This is a genomic window from Streptomyces sp. NPDC015661, from assembly GCF_043077765.1.
In the GTDB taxonomy this organism is placed as follows: Bacteria; Actinomycetota; Actinomycetes; order Streptomycetales; family Streptomycetaceae; genus Streptomyces.
This window is the reverse complement of the sequence record NZ_JBIBST010000010.1, coordinates 198,239-217,462: the sequence shown is the minus strand read 5'-3', so window position 1 is coordinate 217,462 and position 19,224 is coordinate 198,239. Positions and strand designations below refer to the sequence as shown.

The window sequence follows — 19,224 nt, the reverse complement described above, 5'->3', positions numbered from 1 at the left end:
GTACCCAAGGGAGGACCGGCCTGTAATGCCCTCGTTATGCGTCGCGGACGCGAACGACGCCTACGCGTCCTCGGCCAGCTCCAGCCAGCGCATCTCCAATTCCTCACGCTCCCCCGCGAGTTCCCGGAGCTCCGCGTCGAGCTTCGCCACCTTCTCGAAATCGGTGGCGTTGTCGGCGATCTGCGTGTGCAGCTTCGCCTCCTTGTCGGAGAGCTTGTCGAGCTGACGCTCGACCTTCTGCAGCTCCTTCTTCGCGGCGCGGGCGTCCGCGGCGGAGACGCCCGGCTTGGCCTGCGCGGCCGCGGCGGCGGGCGCCGGCACCGACGCCTCGATCATCTTCTGGCGCCGCTCCAGGTACTCGTCGATGCCGCGCGGCAGCATCCGCAGGGTCTTGTCGCCGAGCAGCGCGAACGTCCGGTCCGTGGTGCGCTCGATGAAGAACCGGTCGTGGGAGATGACGACCATGGAGCCCGGCCAGCCGTCGAGGAGGTCCTCCAGCTGGGTCAGGGTCTCGATGTCGAGGTCGTTGGTGGGCTCGTCGAGGAAGAGGACGTTCGGCTCGTCCATCAGGAGGCGGAGGAGCTGGAGGCGGCGGCGCTCACCGCCGGAGAGGTCGCCGACGGGAGTCCACTGCTTCTCCTTGGAGAAGCCGAACTGCTCGCACAGCTGACCGGCGGTCATCTCGCGGCCCTTGCCGAGGTCGACGCGGTCGCGGATCTGCTGCACGGCCTCCAGGACGCGCAGCGTGGCGGGGAGTTCGGTGACGTCCTGCGAGAGGTAGGCGAGCCGGACGGTCTTGCCGACGACGATCTTCCCGGCGGCGGGCTGCTTCTCGCCCTGGCTGACGGCCGCCTCCGCGAGCGCCCGCAGGAGCGAGGTCTTGCCCGCGCCGTTGACGCCGACGAGGCCGATGCGGTCGCCGGGGCCGAGCTGCCAGGTGAGGTGCTTGAGCAGCTCCTTGGGGCCGGCGGTGACGCTCACGTCCTCCAGGTCGAAGACCGTCTTGCCGAGGCGGGCGTTGGCGAACTTCATCAGCTCGGACGTGTCGCGCGGCGGCGGCACGTCGGCGATCAGCTCGTTCGCGGCCTCGATGCGGTAGCGCGGCTTCGAGGTGCGGGCGGGCGCGCCGCGGCGCAGCCAGGCCAGCTCCTTGCGCATCAGGTTCTGCCGCTTGGCCTCCTCCGTGGCGGCGATCCGCTCGCGCTCGGCACGGGCGAAGACGTAGTCGGAGTAGCCGCCCTCGTACTCGTGGACGTCACCGCGCTGCACGTCCCACATGCGGGTGCAGACCTGGTCGAGGAACCAGCGGTCGTGGGTGACGCAGACGAGCGCCGAGCGGCGCTCCTGGAGGTGCTTGGCCAGCCAGGCGATGCCCTCGACGTCGAGGTGGTTGGTGGGCTCGTCGAGGACGATCAGGTCCTGGTCCTCGATGAGGAGCTTGGCGAGCGCGATGCGCCGCCGCTCGCCACCGGACAGCGGGCCGATGATCGTGTCGAGGCCCTGCTCGAAGCCGGGCAGGTCGAGCCCGCCGAAGAGGCCGGTGAGCACGTCGCGGATCTTGGCGCTGCCCGCCCACTCGTGGTCGGCCATGACGCCGATGACCTCGTGCCGGATGGTGGCCTTCGGGTCGAGGGAGTCGTGCTGGGTGAGCACCCCGAGGCGGAGCCCGCCGCTGTGGGTGACGCGGCCGGTGTCGGCCTCCTCCAGCTTGGCGAGCATCCGGATGAGGGTGGTCTTGCCGTCGCCGTTGCGTCCGACGACCCCGATCCGGTCCCCCTCGGAGACCCCGAGCGAGACCCCGTCGAGCAGGGCACGGGTGCCGTACACCTTGCTGACGGCCTCGACATTGACCAGGTTGACGGCCACGTTGACTCCTGTACGGGGGATCGATCGACGTCCAAGGGTACGTCGCCGGACGGACCGCCCCGGGCCCCGCCGTCACCCGGTACGGGCACGGTGCCCCGGCCCGCGCCGCGCGCTGCCAACCGGCCCCATGGCGTCGGCCACGTGGGCGACCTCCCGGCCACGGCTGCCGCGCTCCCCGGCCGGCGAACCGCGAGCCTCTCCTCAGGTCACCCGCAGCCCCCACAGGAGAAGCCCATGTCGAGACGCCCCCGTCTGGCCGCCGTCGCCGTCGCCACCGCCGCCCTCACCGTGCTCGCCGCAGGCCCCGCCTCGGCCGTCGATCCGACCGTGACCGATCCCCGGGTCGTCGCCCACTTCGACTTCGCCGCCGGGGAGACCCCGGAGAACATCGCCGTCGAACCCGACGGCTCGGCGGTCATGACCTTCGCCTTCGCCCACAAGGTGGTGCGGGTCGGCAAGGACGGGTCCGGGCCGACGGACGTGGCGGTCCTGCCCACGGTGACCGACCCGCCGGGGGCCCTCGTCACGGGGCTCGCCCGCGCCCACGACGGCACCCTGTACGTCAACTACGTCACCGGCACCGACGAGGAGAACGGCATCTGGCGCATCCGCCCCGACGGCAGCGCGCCCCAGCGGATCGTGAAGCTGCCCGTGGACGCCTTCCCCAACGGCCTCGCCCTCGACGAGAAGTGCGACACCCTCTACACCGCCGACTCGGCACGCGGCCTCGTGTGGAGCGCCCCGGTACCGGACGGGGACGTGGAGGTGGAGGGGACGATCTGGGCCACCGGAGCCGCGCTCCTGCCCTCCGAGGCGATCCCCTACGGCGCCAACGGCCTGAAGGTCCACGACGGGGCCGTCTGGGTGTCCAACTCCGCGCAGAGCACCCTGCTCCGCATCCCGTTCGAGAAGGACCGGACCGCGGGCCCGATCCAGACCAGGGCGACCGGAATCACCGGGATCGACGACTTCGCCTTCACCGGGCACGGCGACACGGTCCTGGCCGCGCGGGTCACGCAGGACAAGCTCGAACTCGTCCGCGCCGACGGCACCCACAAGACCGTCCTCACCGGCACGGACGGCCTCGACAGCCCGACCTCGGTGGCGGTCCGCGCCAAGACCGTCTACGTCCCCAGCGCGGCCTACTTCGACACCGCCGAGACCCCGGACCCGAACCTCCTCCTGGCCCGTATCTCCAGGAACAAGCTCTAGGGGATGTCCGGAAAGTCCGCTGTGTGGGACTTTCCGGACACCTCCTAGCCCAGGACGGCCGCGCCCGGCGCCGGTGACGTCGCCACGCGGGCCGTGCGGCAGGTGCCGGAGGCGGTGAGGGCGGCGGCGACCGCGGCCGCCGTCTCCGCGTCCTTCACCAGGAACGCCGTCGTCGGGCCCGAGCCGGAGACCAGGGCCGCGAGCGCGCCCGCCTCGGTGCCGGCCGCCAGGGTCGCGGCGAGCGAGGGGCGCAGGGAGAGCGCCGGTGCCTGGAGGTCGTTGACGAGGGTGCCGGCGAGGGCGGTGGTGTCGCCGGTCGCCAGGGCCTCCAGGAGCGCCGGGGAGGCGGCGGGCTCGGGGACCTCGACGCCCTCGGTGAGGCGGTCGAACTCGCCGTACACCGCCGGGGTGGACAGACCGCCGTCGGCGACGGCGAACACCCAGTGGAAGGCGCCTCCGACCGGCAGCTCCGTCAGCTTCTCGCCCCGCCCGGTGCCGAGCGCCGCCCCGCCGACCAGGCTGAACGGCACGTCCGAGCCGAGCTCGGCGCAGATCTCCAGGAGCACCTCGCGGGGCGTGTCGAGGCCCCAGAGCCGGTCGCAGGCGAGCAGCGCGCCCGCGCCGTCCGCGCTGCCGCCCGCCATGCCGCCGGCGACCGGGATGTCCTTCGTGATGTGCAGGTGCACGTCCGGGGAGATGCCGTGCCGGGCGGCGAGCAGCTCGGCGGCGCGCGCGGCGAGGTTGCTGCGGTCCAGCGGCACCTTGTCGGCGTCCGGGCCCTCGCAGGTGATCGTCAGCGTCTCGGCGGGGGTGGCGGTCACCTCGTCGTACAGGGAGACGGCGAGGAAGACGTTCGCCAGGTCGTGGAAGCCGTCGGGGCGGGCCGCGCCGACCGCGAGCTGGACGTTGACCTTGGCGGGGACACGTACGGTCACGCTCACTGCTGCTTCGCCTCCGGCTTGTTCTCCGCGATCCGCGCGAACTCCTCCACCGTCAGCGACTCGCCCCGCGCCTGCGGCGAGATCCCGGCCTTCACCAGGGCCTCCTCGGCGGCGGCCGGCGAACCCGCCCAGCCCGCGAGGGCCGCGCGCAGGGTCTTGCGGCGCTGCGCGAAGGCCGCGTCGACGACCGCGAAGACCTCCTGCCGGGTGGCGGTGGTCGCGAGGGGTTCGGTGCGGCGGACGAGGGAGACCAGGCCGGAGTCGACGTTCGGCGCGGGCCAGAAGACGTTGCGGCCGATGGCGCCGGCGCGCTTGACCTCGGCGTACCAGTTGGCCTTGACGGAGGGGACTCCGTACACCTTGTTCCCGGGCTTCGCGGCGAGCCGGTCCGCGACCTCGGACTGGACCATGACGAGGGTCCGCTCGATGGTCGGGAACCGCTCCAGCATGTGGAGCAGGACGGGCACGGCCACGTTGTACGGCAGGTTCGCGACGAGCGCGGTCGGCTGCGGGCCCGGGAGCTCCTCGACGAGCATCGCGTCGGAGTGGACGAGCGCGAAGCGGTCCTTCTTCTGCGGCATGCGGGCGGCGATGGTGGCCGGAAGCGCGGCGGCGAGGATGTCGTCGATCTCGACGGCCGTCACGCGGTCGGCGGCCTCCAGGAGGGCCAGGGTGAGGGAGCCGAGTCCGGGCCCCACCTCCACGACCACGTCCTCGGGCCGCACCTCGGCCGTGCGGACGATCCGCCGGACGGTGTTGGCGTCGATGACGAAGTTCTGGCCCTTCTGCTTCGTGGGGCGCACGCCGAGGGCGGCGGCCAGCTCACGGATGTCGGCGGGGCCGAGGAGGGCGTCGGGGCTTTCGGGGCCGGTGGTGGTGCTCACCGGTACAGCGTACGGGGCCGGGGTGGGGCCGACCTACGGCTCACCGGTACGGCGCCGCCCCGCCCGGCCCCGCCCGGCGGCCGCTCACCGGTACAGCCGGCGCCCGCAGTGGGGCCACGGGCTCGCCCCCCGCTGCACGTAGAGCTTCTTCGCCCGGAAGGTCTGCTCGGCGGCGGAGGCGTTCTGGGCGGTGCCGCTGCCGCCGAGGGCCTGCCAGGTGCCGGGGTCGAACTGGTAGAGCCCGCCGTACGTCCCCGAGGGGTCGACCGCGTTCGGGCGGCCGCCGGACTCGCAGGCGGCGAGCGCGCCCCAGTCGAGGCCGTCGGCGCCGGCGACGGAGGTGGGCAGCGGCCGGGTGCCGATCCGCACCTTGCGGCTGACGGGCTCGCGGACGATCTCCTCGCCGGTCCTGCGGGGCCGCTGGCTGACGCCGTTGACCGTGCGCAGGCTGTACGTGACGCGGCGGACGCCCGGGACGCCCTGCCGTTCGACGACCTCGGTGCCGGCGAAGAGCCCGGGGTCGCGGACCTGCTCGACGGCGTACGGGACGGACTCCTCCCGCACCTGCCGGGAGCCGGTGATCCGCAGCACGTTCACGGTCTGCCCGTCGCGGGGGAAGGAGCCGGCCGGGACGGAGGTGGTGTCCTGCCCGGAGAGCGTGATCCCGGCCTCGGCGAGGGCCTCCCGGACGGTGGCGGCGTTCGTACGGACGGTCCGCTCGCGGCCGTCGGCCAGGAAGGTGACGGCCCGCTCGGTGCGGACGTCGAGGGCGAGGCCCTGCCGGGAGATCGTGGCCCCGCGGGAGGCCGAGAGGTAGGCGCCCTCGGCGCGGACCCCGAGCTGGCGCAGCGCCCCCTCGACGGTCCCGGCGGTCGTCCAGACCTGGCGGCGCTGCCCGTCGAGGGTGAGGGCGACCGGCCGCCCGTACCGGACGACGATCTCGTCGCCGCTGGCCAGGGCCTCGCCGGGGGCCGGGGCGACGATGTCGTGCTCGCCGACGGCGACGCCCTCGTCGGCGAGGAGTTCCCGCACGTCGTCGGCGAAGGTGTGGAGGGTGCGGGGGACGCCGTCGACGGTGAGCTCGACGGCCTTGTCGTCGGCGACGAAGGCGCTGGTGCCGCCGGCGAGGAAGGCGACGACGAGGGCCTGCGGGACGAGTTTCCGCAGGCCCTCGCCCGTACCGCCGGATGTCTTGCGACGGCGGGCGGCCCGGCGGGAGCCGGCGCGGGAGCCCTGACCGGGGACGGCGGGTGTCGGCGCGAGGGGCGCGGCCATCGTCGGCTGCTCGTGCACGGGCAGGGTCGCGGCCGCGCCTCGCCGTCCGGCTCGGTGACTGCCCTGGGAAGTACTCACGAGGCCGGGACCCTAGCCCCGGACGGCGTCACTCTCCCGAACGACCCGACTACGACACGTAACCGTTATGGATCGGTGATGCGCCGGAGCCGGCCCGCCGGCCGGCTCAGTAGTCGAAGGCGCGGGCCGTGTTCACGGCGATCGCCTCGGCCAGCTCGTTCTCCCCGATCCCGCGGACCTCGGCCATGGCCCGGACGGTGACCGGGATCAGGTACGGGGCGTTCGGGCGGCCACGGAAGGGCGCCGGGGTGAGGAAGGGGGCGTCGGTCTCGACGAGGACCAGCTCCAGGGGGGCGATCGCGAGCGCGTCCCGCAGCGGCTGGGCGTTCTTGAAGGTGACGTTGCCGGCGAAGGACATGTAGTAGCCCTTCGCGGCGCAGATCTCGGCCATCGCGGCGTCGCCGGAGTAGCAGTGGAAGACGGTCCGCTCGGGGGCGCCCTCCTCGTCCAGGACGCGCAGCACGTCGGCGTGGGCCTCCCGGTCGTGGATGACGAGCGCCTTGCCGTGCCGCTTGGCGATCTCGATGTGGGCGCGGAAGGAACGCTCCTGCGCGGCGATGCCCTCGGGTCCCGTACGGAAGAAGTCGAGGCCGGTCTCGCCGACGCCGCGGACGTACGGCAGGGCCGCGAGCCGGTCGATCTCGGTGAGGGCGTCGTCGAGGGCCGCGTCACCGCCGCCCTGGCGGGCCCCCTGGCGGGACCAGCCGTCGGGATCGCCGAGCACGATCCGCGGGGCCTCGTTGGGGTGCAGCGCGACGGCGGCGTGCACGTTCTCGTGGGCGGCGGCCGTCTCGGCGGCCCACTGCGAGCCCTTCACGTCGCAGCCGACCTGGACGACCGTGGTCACGCCGACGGCGGCGGCCTTGACGAGGGCCTCCTCGACGGTCCCGGACTGCAGGTCCATGTGGGTGTGCGAGTCCGCGACCTCCACGAGGAGGGGTTCGGGCAGCGGGGGCGGGGCGTCCTTGGCACTCATGGCCCCGATCGTACGAGGGCCACGAGTGCCTGCGCGCGGGCTTGCGCGTGGACTACTGGTGACGCCTGAAGGGGTGGAAGAGGTCCGACAGGTGCCAGTGGTGCGGCACCGGCGGCTTCTCGGGCACGTCGTCCTCGGTCAGCTCCTGGCCGATGGGCCCGGCCGGTGAGACGGGCTTCGTCGCCCGTGCCCCGGGGTGGTGCTTCTCGGTCGCGGCGATCAGATCGATCACCGACGACACCTGCCCCGCGCGCATGATGCGGACGACGTGGCTGTCGCAGTTCATGCAGGTGGGCCTGGACAACGGGGACGGAACCCGCTCCCCGTCGGCCTTGTAGACGACGAATTCCTGGCCGGCGGCGTCGACGTGGTGCTCGATGTCGTACGCCTGCTCCCAGCCGTATCCACAGCGCATGCAGGCGAAGGCGTACGCCTCATGGGCGACGGATATGCCGGTGCCGGTGATCTCGCTCATGCCAGCTCCTCTCCACTGATCAGTGGACGCCTTTTCGGGCCGGAGCGCATCAGCGGGGGACGAACCATGGATTTCTCTTTGGCGTTCCCTTGCCAAGCGCCCTGCGAAGAGTCCCGGCGCCGGGTTCGGCTTTGCCTTTCAGATTAGTCCTTTACCCTTTCCGGGGCCCGACGCGTCCGCATTCTTTGCCGCCACCACGGCATCGAAGACCTCCCGCTTGGGAAGTCCCGCCTCCGCGGCGACGGCGGCGATCGCCTCCTTGCGGCGCTCCCCCGCCTCCTCGCGCACCCGCACCCTGCGCACCAGCTCCTCCGCGTCGAGTTCGGCGGGGCCGGTCTCCGGGGCGCCCTCGACGACGACGGTGATCTCGCCCCGTACGCCCTCGGCCGCCCAGGCGGCGAGCTCGGCCAGCGGGCCGCGCTTGACCTCCTCGTACGTCTTGGTCAGCTCGCGGCAGACGGCCGCCCGGCGCTCGCCGCCGAACACCTCGGCCATCGCGGCGAGGGTGTCGTCGAGCCGGTGCGGGGCCTCGAAGTAGACGAGGGTCCGCCGCTCGTCCGCGACCTCGCGGAGGCGGCCCAGGCGCTCGCCGGCCTTCCTCGGCAGGAAGCCCTCGAAGCAGAAGCGGTCCACGGGGAGACCGGAGAGGGCGAGCGCCGTGAGCACGGCGGACGGGCCGGGGACGGCCGTCACCTTGATGTCCTGCTCGACGGCGGCGGCGACCAGCCGGTAGCCGGGATCCGAGACCGACGGCATGCCCGCGTCGGTCACGAGCAGCACCCGCGCCCCGCCGACCAGGGCCTCGACGAGCTCCGGCGTACGGGCGGACTCGTTGCCCTCGAAGTACGAGACGACCCGGCCCGTGGTGTGGATGCCGAGCGCCCGGGTGAGGCCGCGCAGCCTCCGGGTGTCCTCGGCGGCCACGATGTCCGCGCTCTCCAGCTCGGCGGCGAGGCGGGGCGGGGCGTCCGCGATGTCGCCGATGGGGGTCCCTGCGAGTACCAGCGTTCCTGTCACACGGGACATCCTCCCAGCCCGGACAGGCGACTCGCACAGGCGCGTTCCCTACGATGGCGCGGTGACCAGTACCGCACCCGAGGCCCTGGAGGGCCAGCACCCCATGGCGGCGCCCGTGGCAGAGCCCTCTTCCTGGCAGCAGAGGCTGCGGCGCTTCGGCTACACGCCGCCCGCCCCGGACGCCGCGCCGATCGGGCTGCGCGAGCGGCTCGTCCCCTCGTACACCCGGCCGTCCGAGCGGACGTGGTCGCTGCTCGGCATCGGCCCCGGCGGCGCCGACCGGCTGTGGCGGCTCCTTGCCTGGGGCGGTCCGCTCCTGGTCACGGCGGTCGCGGGCCTGCTGCGGTTCTGGAACCTGGGCAAGCCGCACGCGGTGATATTCGACGAGACGTACTACGCCAAGGACTCCTGGGCCCTGATCAACCAGGGGTACGAGGGGGCCTGGCCGAAGGACATCGACAAGACGATCCTCACGGACCCCGGCTCGGTCCTGATCCCGACCGACCCGGGCTATGTCGTCCACCCGCCGATGGGCAAATGGGTGATCGGCGTCGGCGAGAAGCTCTTCGGCTTCGAGCCCTTCGGCTGGCGCTTCATGGTCGCGCTCCTCGGCACGCTGTCGGTGCTGATGCTGTGCCGGATCGGCCGCCGCCTGTTCCGCTCCACGTTCCTGGGCTGTCTGGCGGGTCTGCTGCTCGCCGTCGACGGACTGCACTTCGTGATGAGCCGCACCGCGCTGCTCGACCAGGTGCTGATGTTCTTCGTGCTCGCCGCCTTCGGCTGCCTCGTCCTGGACCGGGACCGGACGCGCCGGCGGCTCGCGGCCGCGCTCCCCGAGGACGAGGAGGGCGTCCTGCGGCCGGACGCGGAGATCGCGGAGGGCCTGCGCCTGGGCTGGCGGCCGTGGCGGCTCGCGGCCGGCGTGTCCCTCGGCCTCGCGGCGGCGACCAAGTGGAACGGCCTGTACGTGATGGTCGCCTTCGGTCTGCTCACCGTCCTGTGGGACGTCGGCGCCCGCCGCACGGCCGGCGCCGTCCGCCCGTACCTCGCGGTGATCAAGAAGGACCTGGTCCCGGCGTTCGTGTCGGTGGTGCCGGTGGCGATCGGGACGTACCTGGCGACGTGGACCGGCTGGCTGGTCACCGACAAGGGCTACTTCCGCCACTGGGCCGAGGACCACGACAAGGCGGTCGGCGGCGGCACCTGGGGCTGGCTCCCGGACTGGCTGCGCAGCCTCTGGCACTACGAGTCCGAGGTGTACACCTTCCACGTCGGCCTGACCTCGCCGCACACCTACCAGTCGAACCCCTGGTCGTGGATCGTCCTGGGCCGCCCCGTCTCGTACTTCTACGAGTCCCCGGCCCCCGGCACGGCCGGCTGCCCGGTGACGGCGAAGGAGAAGTGCGCCCAGGAGGTCCTCGCCCTCGGCACCCCGCTCCTCTGGTGGGCCGCCTGCTTCGCGATCCTCTACGTCCTGTGGCGCTGGGCCTTCCGCCGCGACTGGCGCGCGGGCGCGATCGCCTGCGGGATCGCGGCCGGCTGGCTCCCCTGGTTCCTCTACCAGGAACGCACCATCTTCCTTTTCTACGCGGTCGTCTTCGTGCCTTTCCTGTGCCTGGCGGTGGCCATGATGCTGGGCGCGATCATCGGCCCCCGGGGCTCCTCGGAAAGACGCCGCACTTTCGGCGCGGTGGCGGCGGGCTGCCTGGTGCTGCTCATCGTCTGGAATTTCATCTACTTCTGGCCCATCTACACCGGGACACCCATTCCGATGGACCAGTGGCGGGCCAGGATGTGGCTCGACACCTGGGTGTAGCGGGGGAATTGCACGAAGGAGGGCGCGACCGGTGGTCGCGCCCTCCTTCGCTCTGTGGCGGGAGTGACGGATATGGCGAAAGTTGCTCGACACGGGATCGCCGCGACTGCTTGACTCGTCGGTCCACCTGGGGAGGGGAGGCGCAGTCATGCGCAGTGGAGTCAAGGTCTCGATCGTCGGGGGCGTGTTCCTCGTCGTGGCGAGCGGGGTCGGGTACGGGGGGTACAACCTCTGGAACGGGATCACCGGCGGTGACTCGGGCGTGGAGAACCGCTCCGAGTCCGCGCCGAGGACGGGGCCCGTCACCCCCGACGAGGTCACGGGCACCGCGAAGGACTTCCTGGCCGCCTGGGCCGCCGGGGAGTCGGACCGGGCGGCCCAGCTGACGAACGATCCGGTCTCGGCGGGGCCCGCGGTCGCGGGCTACCGGGAGGGGGCGAAGGTCTCGAAGGCCGTCATCACGCCGGGGGCGGCCGTCGGGGCGAAGGTGCCGTTCACGGTGAAGGCGACCGTCACGTACGAGGGCGTGTCCAAGGACTGGTCGTACGCCTCCGAACTGACCGTGCTGCGCGGGCAGACCACCGGCCGCCCGCTCGTGAAGTGGCAGCCGGCCGTCCTCCACCCGAAGCTGACCGCCGCCGGCACCCTGCGGACGGGCGTCGCGAAGACCGCCGAGGTGAAGGCCGTCGACCAGGACGGCGTGGAGCTGACGGCGGAGAAGTACCCCTCGCTCGGGCCGGTCCTGGCCGAACTCCGCAAGCGGTACGGGGCGAAGGTCGACGGCACCCCCGGTGTCGAGACCTGGATCGACTCGGGGAGCGAGGGCGTCGCCGACACCCCCCTCCTCGTCCTGCGGAAGGGGAAGCCCGGCACCCTCAGGACCACCATCGACGCGGACGTCCAGGCGGCGGCCGAGAAGGCCGTCAAGCAGTACGACCGCGCCTCGGTCGCCGCGATCGAGCCGTCCACGGGGGCGATACGGGCGGTCGCCAACAGCCCGGCCACCGAGTTCAACACCGCGCTCCAGGGCCAGCAGGCCCCCGGCTCCACGATGAAGATCGTCACGGCGGCGATGATGATGGAGCACGGTCTGGCCACCCCCACCACCAGGGTCGAGTGTCCGCCCGACGTCGTGTCGCGGAGCAGGACCTTCCAGAACCTCGGCAGGTTCAGCATCGCCGACGGCACCCTCACCGACGCGTTCAGCCGCTCCTGCAACACCGCCTTCATCAAGGCGATCACCAAGCTCAGCGACAAGAACGTCGCCGACACCGCCCTCGGTACGACCGCCCGCCGCTGGTTCGGCATCGGCGCGGAGTGGAACATCGGGGTCGGGGCCTGGGACGGCTCCGTCCCCGAGTCGGCCGGGAGCGAGACGCCCGCCTCGTACATCGGCCAGGGCAAGATCACGATGAGCGCCCTGAACGTCGCCTCGCTCTCCGCGACCGCGAAGAACGGCCGGTTCCTCCAGCCGTACCTGGTGGCGCGGGACCTCGACGACCGCGAGTTCGCCACGGCCGAGCCGCTCCCCGGCGAGGTCGCCACGGGGCTGCGCCGGATGATGAAGGCCGCGGCGACGACGTCGCAGGGCACCGCGACGAAGGCCATGGCCGGGGTCCCCTCCCCGAAGGGCGCGAAGACCGGCTCCGCCGAGCTCGACGGCCAGTCCACCTCCAACAGCTGGTTCACCGGCTACTCCGGCGACCTCGCGGCGGCGGCCGTCGTCCAGGCCGGCGGCCACGGCGGCGACGCGGCGGGCCCGGTGGTCGCGCGGGTACTGAAGGCGGGGTGACCGGGGGCGGGGACGGGCCCGGAACCCGGGGTGACCGGGGGCGGGGACCGGGGGCGGAACCCGGGGTGACCGGGGGCGGGGACGGGCCCGGAACCCGGGGTGACCGAGGGCGGGGACCGGGCCCGGAACCCTGTCGCGTGCCCCGTACACGGACCGCTAGCGTGCCGGGCATGACGACACACGCCGATGCGCACCCCCAGTTCGCCGCCGCGCTCCGGGACTTGGGTCTCGACGTCGAGATCCGCCGCTTCCCGGACGAGACCCGCACCGCCCAGCAGGCCGCCGACGCCATCGGCTGCGCGGTCGGCGAGATCGTGAAGTCGCTGATCTTCGCGGCCGACGGGGTGCCGGTCCTCGTCCTGATGGACGGCGCGTCGCGGGTGGACGTCGAGCGGGTGCGTCAGGAGCTGGGCGCCGGGCAGGTGACCCGGGCGGACGCGAAGGCGGTCCGGGAGACGACGGGGTACGCGATCGGGGGCGTGCCGCCCTTCGGGCACCGCACCCGGACGAGGGTCCTCGCCGACCGCGGCATCCTCGACCACGCCGTGGTGTGGGCGGCGGCGGGCACCCCGCACACGGTCTTCGCGATGGACCCGAAGACGCTGGTCACGCTTGCCGGCGGCACGCTCGTGGACGTCCGCGAGCCTGCCGCGTGACCCCGCTCGTCACGTTCGCGGTCCTCGTCGCGGCCGTCACGCACGCCGGCTGGAACGCGATCGCGCACCACATCAAGGACCAGCTCCTCTCCTTCACGCTGATCTCCGGCGGCGGCGCGCTGATCGGCATCGCGACGGCCCTGTTCGTCCCGCTGCCGGCGGCGGGGGCGTGGCCGTACCTGATCGCCTCGGCCCTGCTGCACATCGGCTACTACGCGCTCCTCATGCGGTCGTTCACGCTCGGGGACTTCGGCCAGATGTACCCGATCGCGCGCGGTACGGCCCCGCTCGTCGTGACCGTCATCGCGGCGGTCTTCCTCCACGAGGTGCCGGGCGGCCCGCAGTTGCTCGGGGTCGCGGTGGCCTGCGCGGGCCTGACGGGGCTTGCGCTGTGGGGCATCCGGGGCAAGGACACCCGGCCGCACTGGCCGGCGCTGCTCGCGGCGGGCGCGACGGGCCTGTCGATCGCCCTGTACACGGTGGTCGACGGCGTCGGCGTCCGCGCCTCCGGCACCCCGCTGGGCTACATCGGGTGGCTGATGGTCCTGGAGGGCCTCGTGATCCCGGCGTACGCCCTGTGGACCCGCCGCGCGGCCCTCCTCCCCCAGCTCCGCCCGTACGCGGCCCGGGGCCTGCTCGGCGCGGCCCTGTCGGTCGCGGCGTACGCCCTCGTCCTCTGGGCCCAGACGAAGGCCCCCCTGGCCCCGGTCGCCGCCCTGCGCGAGTCCTCCATCATCGTGGGCGCGGCCATCGGCGCCCTCTTCTTCAAGGAACGCTTCGGCGCCCCGAGGGTCGCGGCGGCGGGCCTGATGGTGGTGGGCATCGGACTGATGCTGCACGCGGGGTGACGGGCCGTCCGGACAGGCCCCAGGGGCTGTCTAGCCGTCTGCCAGCACCTCCGCGAAGTGCGTGTTCACCGCCAGGAGGCCGCCGTCCACGCGGAGGGTCGTGCCGGTGATCCAGGAGGCGTCCGCGGAGGCCAGGAAGGCGACCGCCGCCGCCACGTCCTCCGGGGTGCCGACGCGGCCCAGGGGGTAGACGCGGGTGGCGAGGGCCGTGAGGTCGGCCTCCTTGCCCGCCCAGGCCCTCGTCGCGATCGTGCCCGGGTTGATCTGGTTGACCCGGACGCCGCGCGGCGCCGCGTCGCCCGCCAGCGTCCGGGTCAGCGACGCCAGGCCCGCCTTGGCCGCGCTGTACGCGTGGCCGCCGAAGTCCGCCTCCGCGTTGACCGAGCCGATCGTCACGATCGCCCCGCGCCCGCCGGCCGCCGCGAGGTGCGGCAGCGCCGCCCGTGAGCAGCGCACGGCGCCCATCAGCGTGACGCCCAGCTGGCCGGTCCAGCTCCCGTCGGGTTCGTCCTCGAAGCGGTCCCGGTCGGGGGCGACGGGGCCGAGGGCGTTGTTCACGAGGACGTCCAGGCGGCCGAAGGTCGCCACCGCGTACGCGACGGCCCCGTCCACGGACTCCTGGTCGCCGACGTCGCAGCGCGCCGCCACGGCCCCGGGGAGTTCCTCCGCCGTCCGCCTCGCCGCCGCCTCGTCGATGTCCGTCACGAGGACCCGCGCGCCCTCCGCCGCGAGCCGCCGGGCGGTGGCCGCGCCGATGCCGCGCGCCGCGCCCGTGACCAGTACCGCGTACCCCTCGAAGCGTTTCGTGAGATCCATGGCCAGATCCCAGCATCCCGTGAAACCTTTTCGCAACACAGAGTTCATGGAATTCACGGACGAATGGCCAGAGATGGCCGAAGAACGCGAACTCGCGGCCATTCGGCCAGGGCCGAAACTCTTTGACACCCGTCCGGCGCCGAGCGCACGATCCACCCCGCCGACCATGTGCATTGACCCAGGGGGAAACAATGGCTTCACAGCAGCACGGGGACGATACGTACGAGTCCGGTGTCGAGGAGATCTGCTCATCGCTTTCGTCCCGGAGTTTCGACCTGATCTCCGGCGACCAGGTGAAGTCGCTCCTCCTGCGCCGCTCCGAGACCGCCCTCGACGACCTGGAGTCCTTCCGCGACAGCTGGACCCGCATGCCGCTCGACGGCTACATGGCGGACGGCGGCCGCTACCGCCGGCGCCGGCACGCCACGCTGAGCGCGCCCAAGGCGAGCGCCGACTACCGCGTCGAGCCCCACCAGCCGCACTACCAGGGCCTCGACTACAACAACCTCAACGGCGGCGTCGCCCGGCACTACGAGCCGTTCGAGGAGCAGAGCCTGCGCGGCCGCACCATGGACAGCCTGCTCACGCTGGGCTGCGACGTCTTCGGCCGCCTCGCCCCGTACTCGGACTGGCACATCGAGGCCCACCAGTTCCGCATCGAGGTGAACGGCGAGGAGGTCGGCCTGCCGACCCCCGAGGGCGTCCACCGCGACGGCGTCACCTTCGTGCTGATGGCGATGATCGGCCGCTCGAACGCCACCGGCGGCGAGAGCACCGTCTTCAACCTGGACAAGCAGCCGGTGGAGAAGTTCTCCCTCACCGACGTCCTCGACGTGGCGCTCGTCAACGACGAGCGGGTCTACCACGGCGTCACGCCCATCGAGCAGATCGATCCCGCCCTCCCGGCCTCGCGCGACGTGCTGGTGATCACCTACCGTCACAAGCCGTAAGTGTCCGGTGCGGCGCGGGGGGCGGCCACGACGGCGTCCCCCGCGCCCGCATTCCACCCGAGTGAGAAGACGGGAAAATGGGTCAGCTCATCGCCGTAGCGGTCATCACCATTCTGGCAGTCATCAGCCCCGGCGCGGACTTCGCGATGACCGTCCGGAACAGCTATTTGTACGGGCGGACCGCCGGCGTTCTCGCCGCCGTCGGTATTTCCCTGGGCGTTCTCGTGCACGTCACCTACACCATGCTGGGCGTGGGACTTCTGGTGACCCGGACCCCGATGCTTTTCACGGCGATGAAACTGATCGGCGCCGCGTACCTGGTCTACATCGGGTACAAGACCTTCGTCACCAAGGCCCAGGTGGACATCGACCTGTCGAGCGACGCCGGCCTCTCGAAGGCGGGGGCGCTGCGCACCGGATTCCTGACGAACGCGCTCAACCCGAAGACCATGCTCTTCGTGCTGAGCACCTACACCCAGGTCGTCAGCGCCGACACCCCGCTCTTCCAGCAGGTCGGCTACGGCCTGTTCATGTCGCTCGCGCACCTGGTGTGGTTCGCGCTGGCCGCGGTGCTCTTCTCCAACCAGTCCCTGCGCAGCCGTCTGCTGCAGCGGCAGAGCGTCCTCAACAAGGTCATCGGGACCGTCCTCGTCGGCCTGGGCATGGTGCTCGCCCTCACGCCGTCCATGGCCTGAGGCGCGATCAGGAAGAGACCCGCTCCACCCGCGGCTCGGCGATCGTCCGGTAGTCCTCCGTGGCCAGGGCCAGCGAGCGGTCGAGGCGGGCCGCGTTGAAGAAGAACTCGGGGTGGACCAACAGGTCGGGGTCCACGATCAGTTCGAGGCGCTCGTCGAAGGCGAACGGCAGGATCGTGCCGCTCGGCGAGCCCGCGAGCTCCTCGGCGATCTCCGGGGAGGCGAAGGAGACGTACGTGCCGCCGTACAGCGCCTTCACGGCGTTGAGGTCGATGCGCCGGTCGCCCGGTACGACGACGAGCGCGAAGCGCTTCTCCTTCTTGCCGATCTTCACCATGGCGATGATGCACTTGGCCGCCCGGTCGAGCGTGTGGCCGCGCAGCGCGCTGACCGCCTCGGTGGCGCCCTCGGGGGCGTGCTCGATCACCCGGTAGGCCGCGCCGCGCCCGTCGAGCAGGGCGAGCAGCTTCTCGTACGTGTCGACACCCGCGACATCCGTGGTCATTCGGTTCCTCCTGGTTTCAACTGGTTTGGCTCTCCGGCGCGTTGACCCTACGCCTGTTGTCCATGTGCCGGAGCAGCGCGACACCCGGGCCGTCCAGTTCGTACAGCACGCGTACGCCCTCCCTGCGCCGCCGCACCACGCCCGCGGCGACCAGGGCGCTGAGGTGCTCGGAGACGGTGCTCGGGGCGAGACCGAGGGTCGCGGCGAGGTCCGAGGTGGTGGTGGGCGCGACGAGGCCGCGGACGACTCCGGCCCTGCTGCGGCCGAGCAGGATCTCGAGACGGTCCCCGCGCGCGGGCCCCTCGGCGAGGTCCCGTCGCCCCGGCGGGGACGTCTCCCCGAGCAGGACGGCGGCCCCCTCGGCCTGGTAGGCGACGGCCGTCGTGCCGTCCGGGGCGGACGCGGAGTACGGGGCTCCCCTGCCGAACACCAGGGGGACGAGGACGAGGCGGGAGACGCACGGCAGGGCGGTCCGGGCGTTCACCACGTGCCCGAGGTGGAGTCGCAGCACATCACCGTTCCGGGTGAGCCGCCGTCCGCGGAGGGAGCCGAGCAGCCGCTCCGGGCCCTGGGTGGCGAGGATCCGGGCCCGCAGCAGGATGTCCTCCTCCGTCGCGACCCGCAGGGACGCCGCGTACGGGGCGACGGCCGCCCGCCAGTACCGGGGCAGCAACTCGCGGAGTTCGGCCAGGCGCGCCCCCGGATCCGCGTACAGGGGCGCCACCTCGGCGGGGACGCCCTGCGGGAACCACTGGTCCAGCTCCTCCCGGACGCGGGCCGGGGGCACGGCGGCGAGGGCCGCGAGGTCCGCCGCCAGGTCGCCGCCGGACGGGTCGGGGACGACGAGGAGGAAGGAGGGGAGGGCGCCGCCGCGGGCGCGGTACAGATGGACGAGCCAGCCCGGGACGGTCACCTCGGCCCTGGTCAGCGAACGGCGGGCCGCCCGGTCCCAGTTGGTGTACGGCCAGGGCGCGAGCCCGCGCCGCGAGGAGAGCAGCCCGATGCTGCCGTACGTCTCCCAGAGCCGGCTGTCGGCGATCCGGACCGTCCCGTACCCGGACCGCCGCAGCGGAATCTCGATCACCACGCACCCCCGTGCCCGCGCCACCGGTCGGTGGAGCGGGCACACGGTATCGGCCGACCGGCCGGGGAACGGCCCGGCCGCCGTTCACAATGTCAAGTCGCCGCCCGGGAGTTGACGAACCGCTCCGGTCAGCCCGTCACCGAGCGCACCGCGCGCACCAGGGCCTGGGCGCGCGGGTCGGCCGTGACCGTCTTGCGCATGCCGTTGGTGACGTACCCGAAGGCGATCCCGGCGTCCGGGTCGGCGAAGCCGAGGGAGCCGCCGCGGCCGGGGTGGCCGAAGGAGGAGGGGCCGAGGAGCGGGCAGGCCGGGCCGTGCAGCATGTGGCCGAGACCGAAGCGCGTGCCGACGAGCAGCACCTTGTCCGCGCCCGCGGACTCCTCGGTGCGGGCGAGGGTCAGGGTGGCGGGGGCGAAGAGGTGCTCGGCTCCGTCGACGGGGCCGAGGGTGGCGGCGTAGAAGCGGGCGAGGGCGCGGGCGGTGGCGACACCGGCCGAGCCGGGCAGTTCGGCGGCCCGGTAGACGGGGTCGTTCTCGTCGGGCTTGGGGTCGATGACCCCGAAGGCGCGCCGGGTGAGGGAGGCGGGGTCCTGGTAGGCCTCGGTGACGGAGCGCTTGGGGCGGAGCTTGAGGGCGCCGCTGCCGGGCGGGTCGATCTCCTCGACGGGGCCGAGCCGGCCGACCCGGTGGGCCTCGGCCTCGGGCAGGCCGATCCACAGGTCGAGGCCGAGGGGGCCGGTGATCTCCTCGGCGACCCAGCGTCCTATGGTGCGGCCGGTGACCCGCTGGACGAGGCCGGAGAGCAGCCAGCTGAAGGTGTGGGCGTGGTAGCCGTGGGCGGTGCCGGGCTCCCAGACGGGGGCCTGGGCGGCGATCGCGGCCGTCGCCGTCGGGAGGTCGACCGCTTCGGCGAGGCTGAGGGGACGGTCGAGGACGGGCACTCCGGCCCGGTGCGCGAGGAGCTGCCGTACGGTGACGCGGTCCTTGCCGTGGGCCTTGAACTCGGGCCAGTACGAGGCGACGGGGGCGTCCAGGTCGAGCAGGCCGCGCTGGTGCAGGAGCAGGGGGACGGCGGCGGCGACGCCCTTGGTGGCCGAGCGGACGACCTGGGCGGTGTCCGCCGTCCACGGGTCGGAGCCCTCGACGTCCTTCGTCCCCGCCCACAGGTCGACGACCCGCACGCCGTCCCGGTGGACGGCGACGGCCGCGCCGCGCTCGCCCCGCTGTTCGAAGTTGCGCAGGAACGCGTCCCTGACCGGCTCCCAGCCCGCCGCCACCGTGCCCTGGACGTCCACCTGACCCACACTCTCTTTCGTTCGACCGGTTCCCATGGTGCAA

Annotated in this window: 18 protein-coding genes; 7 read left to right on the top strand and 11 right to left on the bottom strand. The window is 72.9% G+C overall.

Features of this window, described 5'->3' with window-relative positions; all coding sequences use genetic code 11:
- Positions 1–60: 60 nt before the first annotated feature.
- Positions 61–1,866 (bottom strand): ABC-F family ATP-binding cassette domain-containing protein, encoded by a 1,806-nt coding sequence (locus ACF07V_RS27110; protein WP_392157961.1) that lies wholly within the window; start codon positions 1,864–1,866, stop codon positions 61–63.
- A 234-nt stretch (positions 1,867–2,100) separates the two neighbouring features.
- On the opposite strand from ACF07V_RS27110, the gene ACF07V_RS27105 reads away from it, so the two are divergent.
- Entirely contained in the window at positions 2,101–3,078 is a 978-nt protein-coding gene (locus ACF07V_RS27105) for a hypothetical protein (protein ID WP_392157959.1), read from the top strand.
- Between the two features lie 44 nt (positions 3,079–3,122).
- Here ACF07V_RS27105 and ACF07V_RS27100 read toward each other — a convergent pair whose 3' ends face one another.
- The 6 genes from ACF07V_RS27100 to rsmI all read right to left on the bottom strand — a co-directional run bounded on the left by ACF07V_RS27100 (position 3,123) and on the right by rsmI (position 8,733).
- Positions 3,123–4,019, bottom strand: coding sequence for a 4-(cytidine 5'-diphospho)-2-C-methyl-D-erythritol kinase (locus ACF07V_RS27100; RefSeq protein ID WP_392157958.1), 897 nt, complete (start codon positions 4,017–4,019; stop codon positions 3,123–3,125).
- Positions 4,016–4,903, bottom strand: a complete 888-nt coding sequence (gene rsmA, locus ACF07V_RS27095; protein ID WP_392157956.1) for a 16S rRNA (adenine(1518)-N(6)/adenine(1519)-N(6))-dimethyltransferase RsmA — start codon at positions 4,901–4,903, stop codon at positions 4,016–4,018. The genes ACF07V_RS27100 and rsmA overlap by 4 nt, the downstream gene beginning before the upstream one ends.
- A gap of 84 nt (positions 4,904–4,987) precedes the next feature.
- A complete protein-coding gene (locus ACF07V_RS27090; RefSeq protein ID WP_392157955.1) occupies positions 4,988–6,256 on the bottom strand; it encodes a ubiquitin-like domain-containing protein in 1,269 nt (422 codons plus the stop codon).
- Positions 6,257–6,362: 106 nt separating this feature from the next.
- Entirely contained in the window at positions 6,363–7,232 is an 870-nt protein-coding gene (locus tag ACF07V_RS27085; protein ID WP_369144709.1) for a TatD family hydrolase, read from the bottom strand.
- Between the two features lie 52 nt (positions 7,233–7,284).
- The gene (locus ACF07V_RS27080; RefSeq protein WP_392157953.1) at positions 7,285–7,707 is read right to left on the bottom strand and encodes a hypothetical protein; all 423 of its coding nucleotides are present in this window, start codon (positions 7,705–7,707) and stop codon (positions 7,285–7,287) included.
- Between the two features lie 138 nt (positions 7,708–7,845).
- Positions 7,846–8,733, bottom strand: a complete 888-nt coding sequence (gene rsmI, locus ACF07V_RS27075) for a 16S rRNA (cytidine(1402)-2'-O)-methyltransferase (protein WP_392157951.1) — start codon at positions 8,731–8,733, stop codon at positions 7,846–7,848.
- Positions 8,734–8,785: 52 nt separating this feature from the next.
- Here rsmI and ACF07V_RS27070 point away from each other — a divergent pair, with 52 nt between their 5' ends.
- The 4 genes from ACF07V_RS27070 to ACF07V_RS27055 all read left to right on the top strand — a co-directional run bounded on the left by ACF07V_RS27070 (position 8,786) and on the right by ACF07V_RS27055 (position 13,836).
- Complete coding sequence (locus ACF07V_RS27070) at positions 8,786–10,540, top strand: dolichyl-phosphate-mannose--protein mannosyltransferase (protein ID WP_392157949.1); 1,755 nt, start codon at positions 8,786–8,788, stop codon at positions 10,538–10,540.
- Positions 10,541–10,688: 148 nt separating this feature from the next.
- Positions 10,689–12,332 (top strand): penicillin-binding transpeptidase domain-containing protein, encoded by a 1,644-nt coding sequence (locus ACF07V_RS27065; protein WP_392157947.1) that lies wholly within the window; start codon positions 10,689–10,691, stop codon positions 12,330–12,332.
- A 170-nt stretch (positions 12,333–12,502) separates the two neighbouring features.
- Positions 12,503–12,988 carry a YbaK/EbsC family protein gene (locus ACF07V_RS27060; RefSeq protein WP_392157945.1) on the top strand — a complete coding sequence of 162 codons (486 nt, stop codon included), beginning with the start codon at positions 12,503–12,505 and terminating at the stop codon, positions 12,986–12,988.
- Complete coding sequence (locus tag ACF07V_RS27055) at positions 12,985–13,836, top strand: EamA family transporter (protein ID WP_392157944.1); 852 nt, start codon at positions 12,985–12,987, stop codon at positions 13,834–13,836. Before ACF07V_RS27060 ends, ACF07V_RS27055 begins: the two co-directional genes overlap by 4 nt.
- 30 nt (positions 13,837–13,866) lie before the next feature.
- On the opposite strand, the gene ACF07V_RS27050 is transcribed toward ACF07V_RS27055, so the two are convergent.
- Positions 13,867–14,652, bottom strand: coding sequence for an SDR family NAD(P)-dependent oxidoreductase (locus ACF07V_RS27050; protein WP_392157942.1), 786 nt, complete (start codon positions 14,650–14,652; stop codon positions 13,867–13,869).
- A gap of 191 nt (positions 14,653–14,843) precedes the next feature.
- Here ACF07V_RS27050 and ACF07V_RS27045 point away from each other — a divergent pair, with 191 nt between their 5' ends.
- Complete coding sequence (locus ACF07V_RS27045; protein ID WP_392157940.1) at positions 14,844–15,602, top strand: 2OG-Fe dioxygenase family protein; 759 nt, start codon at positions 14,844–14,846, stop codon at positions 15,600–15,602.
- Between the two features lie 77 nt (positions 15,603–15,679).
- A complete protein-coding gene (locus ACF07V_RS27040; RefSeq protein WP_392157938.1) occupies positions 15,680–16,297 on the top strand; it encodes a LysE family translocator in 618 nt (205 codons plus the stop codon).
- A gap of 7 nt (positions 16,298–16,304) precedes the next feature.
- Here the strand turns inward: ACF07V_RS27040 and ACF07V_RS27035 are convergent, their stop codons facing one another.
- The 3 genes from ACF07V_RS27035 to ACF07V_RS27025 form a co-directional block, all read right to left on the bottom strand.
- Positions 16,305–16,802 (bottom strand): YbaK/EbsC family protein, encoded by a 498-nt coding sequence (locus ACF07V_RS27035; RefSeq protein ID WP_392157936.1) that lies wholly within the window; start codon positions 16,800–16,802, stop codon positions 16,305–16,307.
- Between the two features lie 16 nt (positions 16,803–16,818).
- Positions 16,819–17,886 carry an ArsR family transcriptional regulator gene (locus tag ACF07V_RS27030; RefSeq protein ID WP_392157934.1) on the bottom strand — a complete coding sequence of 356 codons (1,068 nt, stop codon included), beginning with the start codon at positions 17,884–17,886 and terminating at the stop codon, positions 16,819–16,821.
- 128 nt (positions 17,887–18,014) lie between these two features.
- Positions 18,015–19,217: a serine hydrolase domain-containing protein gene (locus ACF07V_RS27025; RefSeq protein ID WP_392157933.1), complete on the bottom strand. Its 1,203-nt coding sequence runs from the start codon at positions 19,215–19,217 to the stop codon at positions 18,015–18,017.
- Between the last annotated feature and the right edge of the window lie 7 nt (positions 19,218–19,224).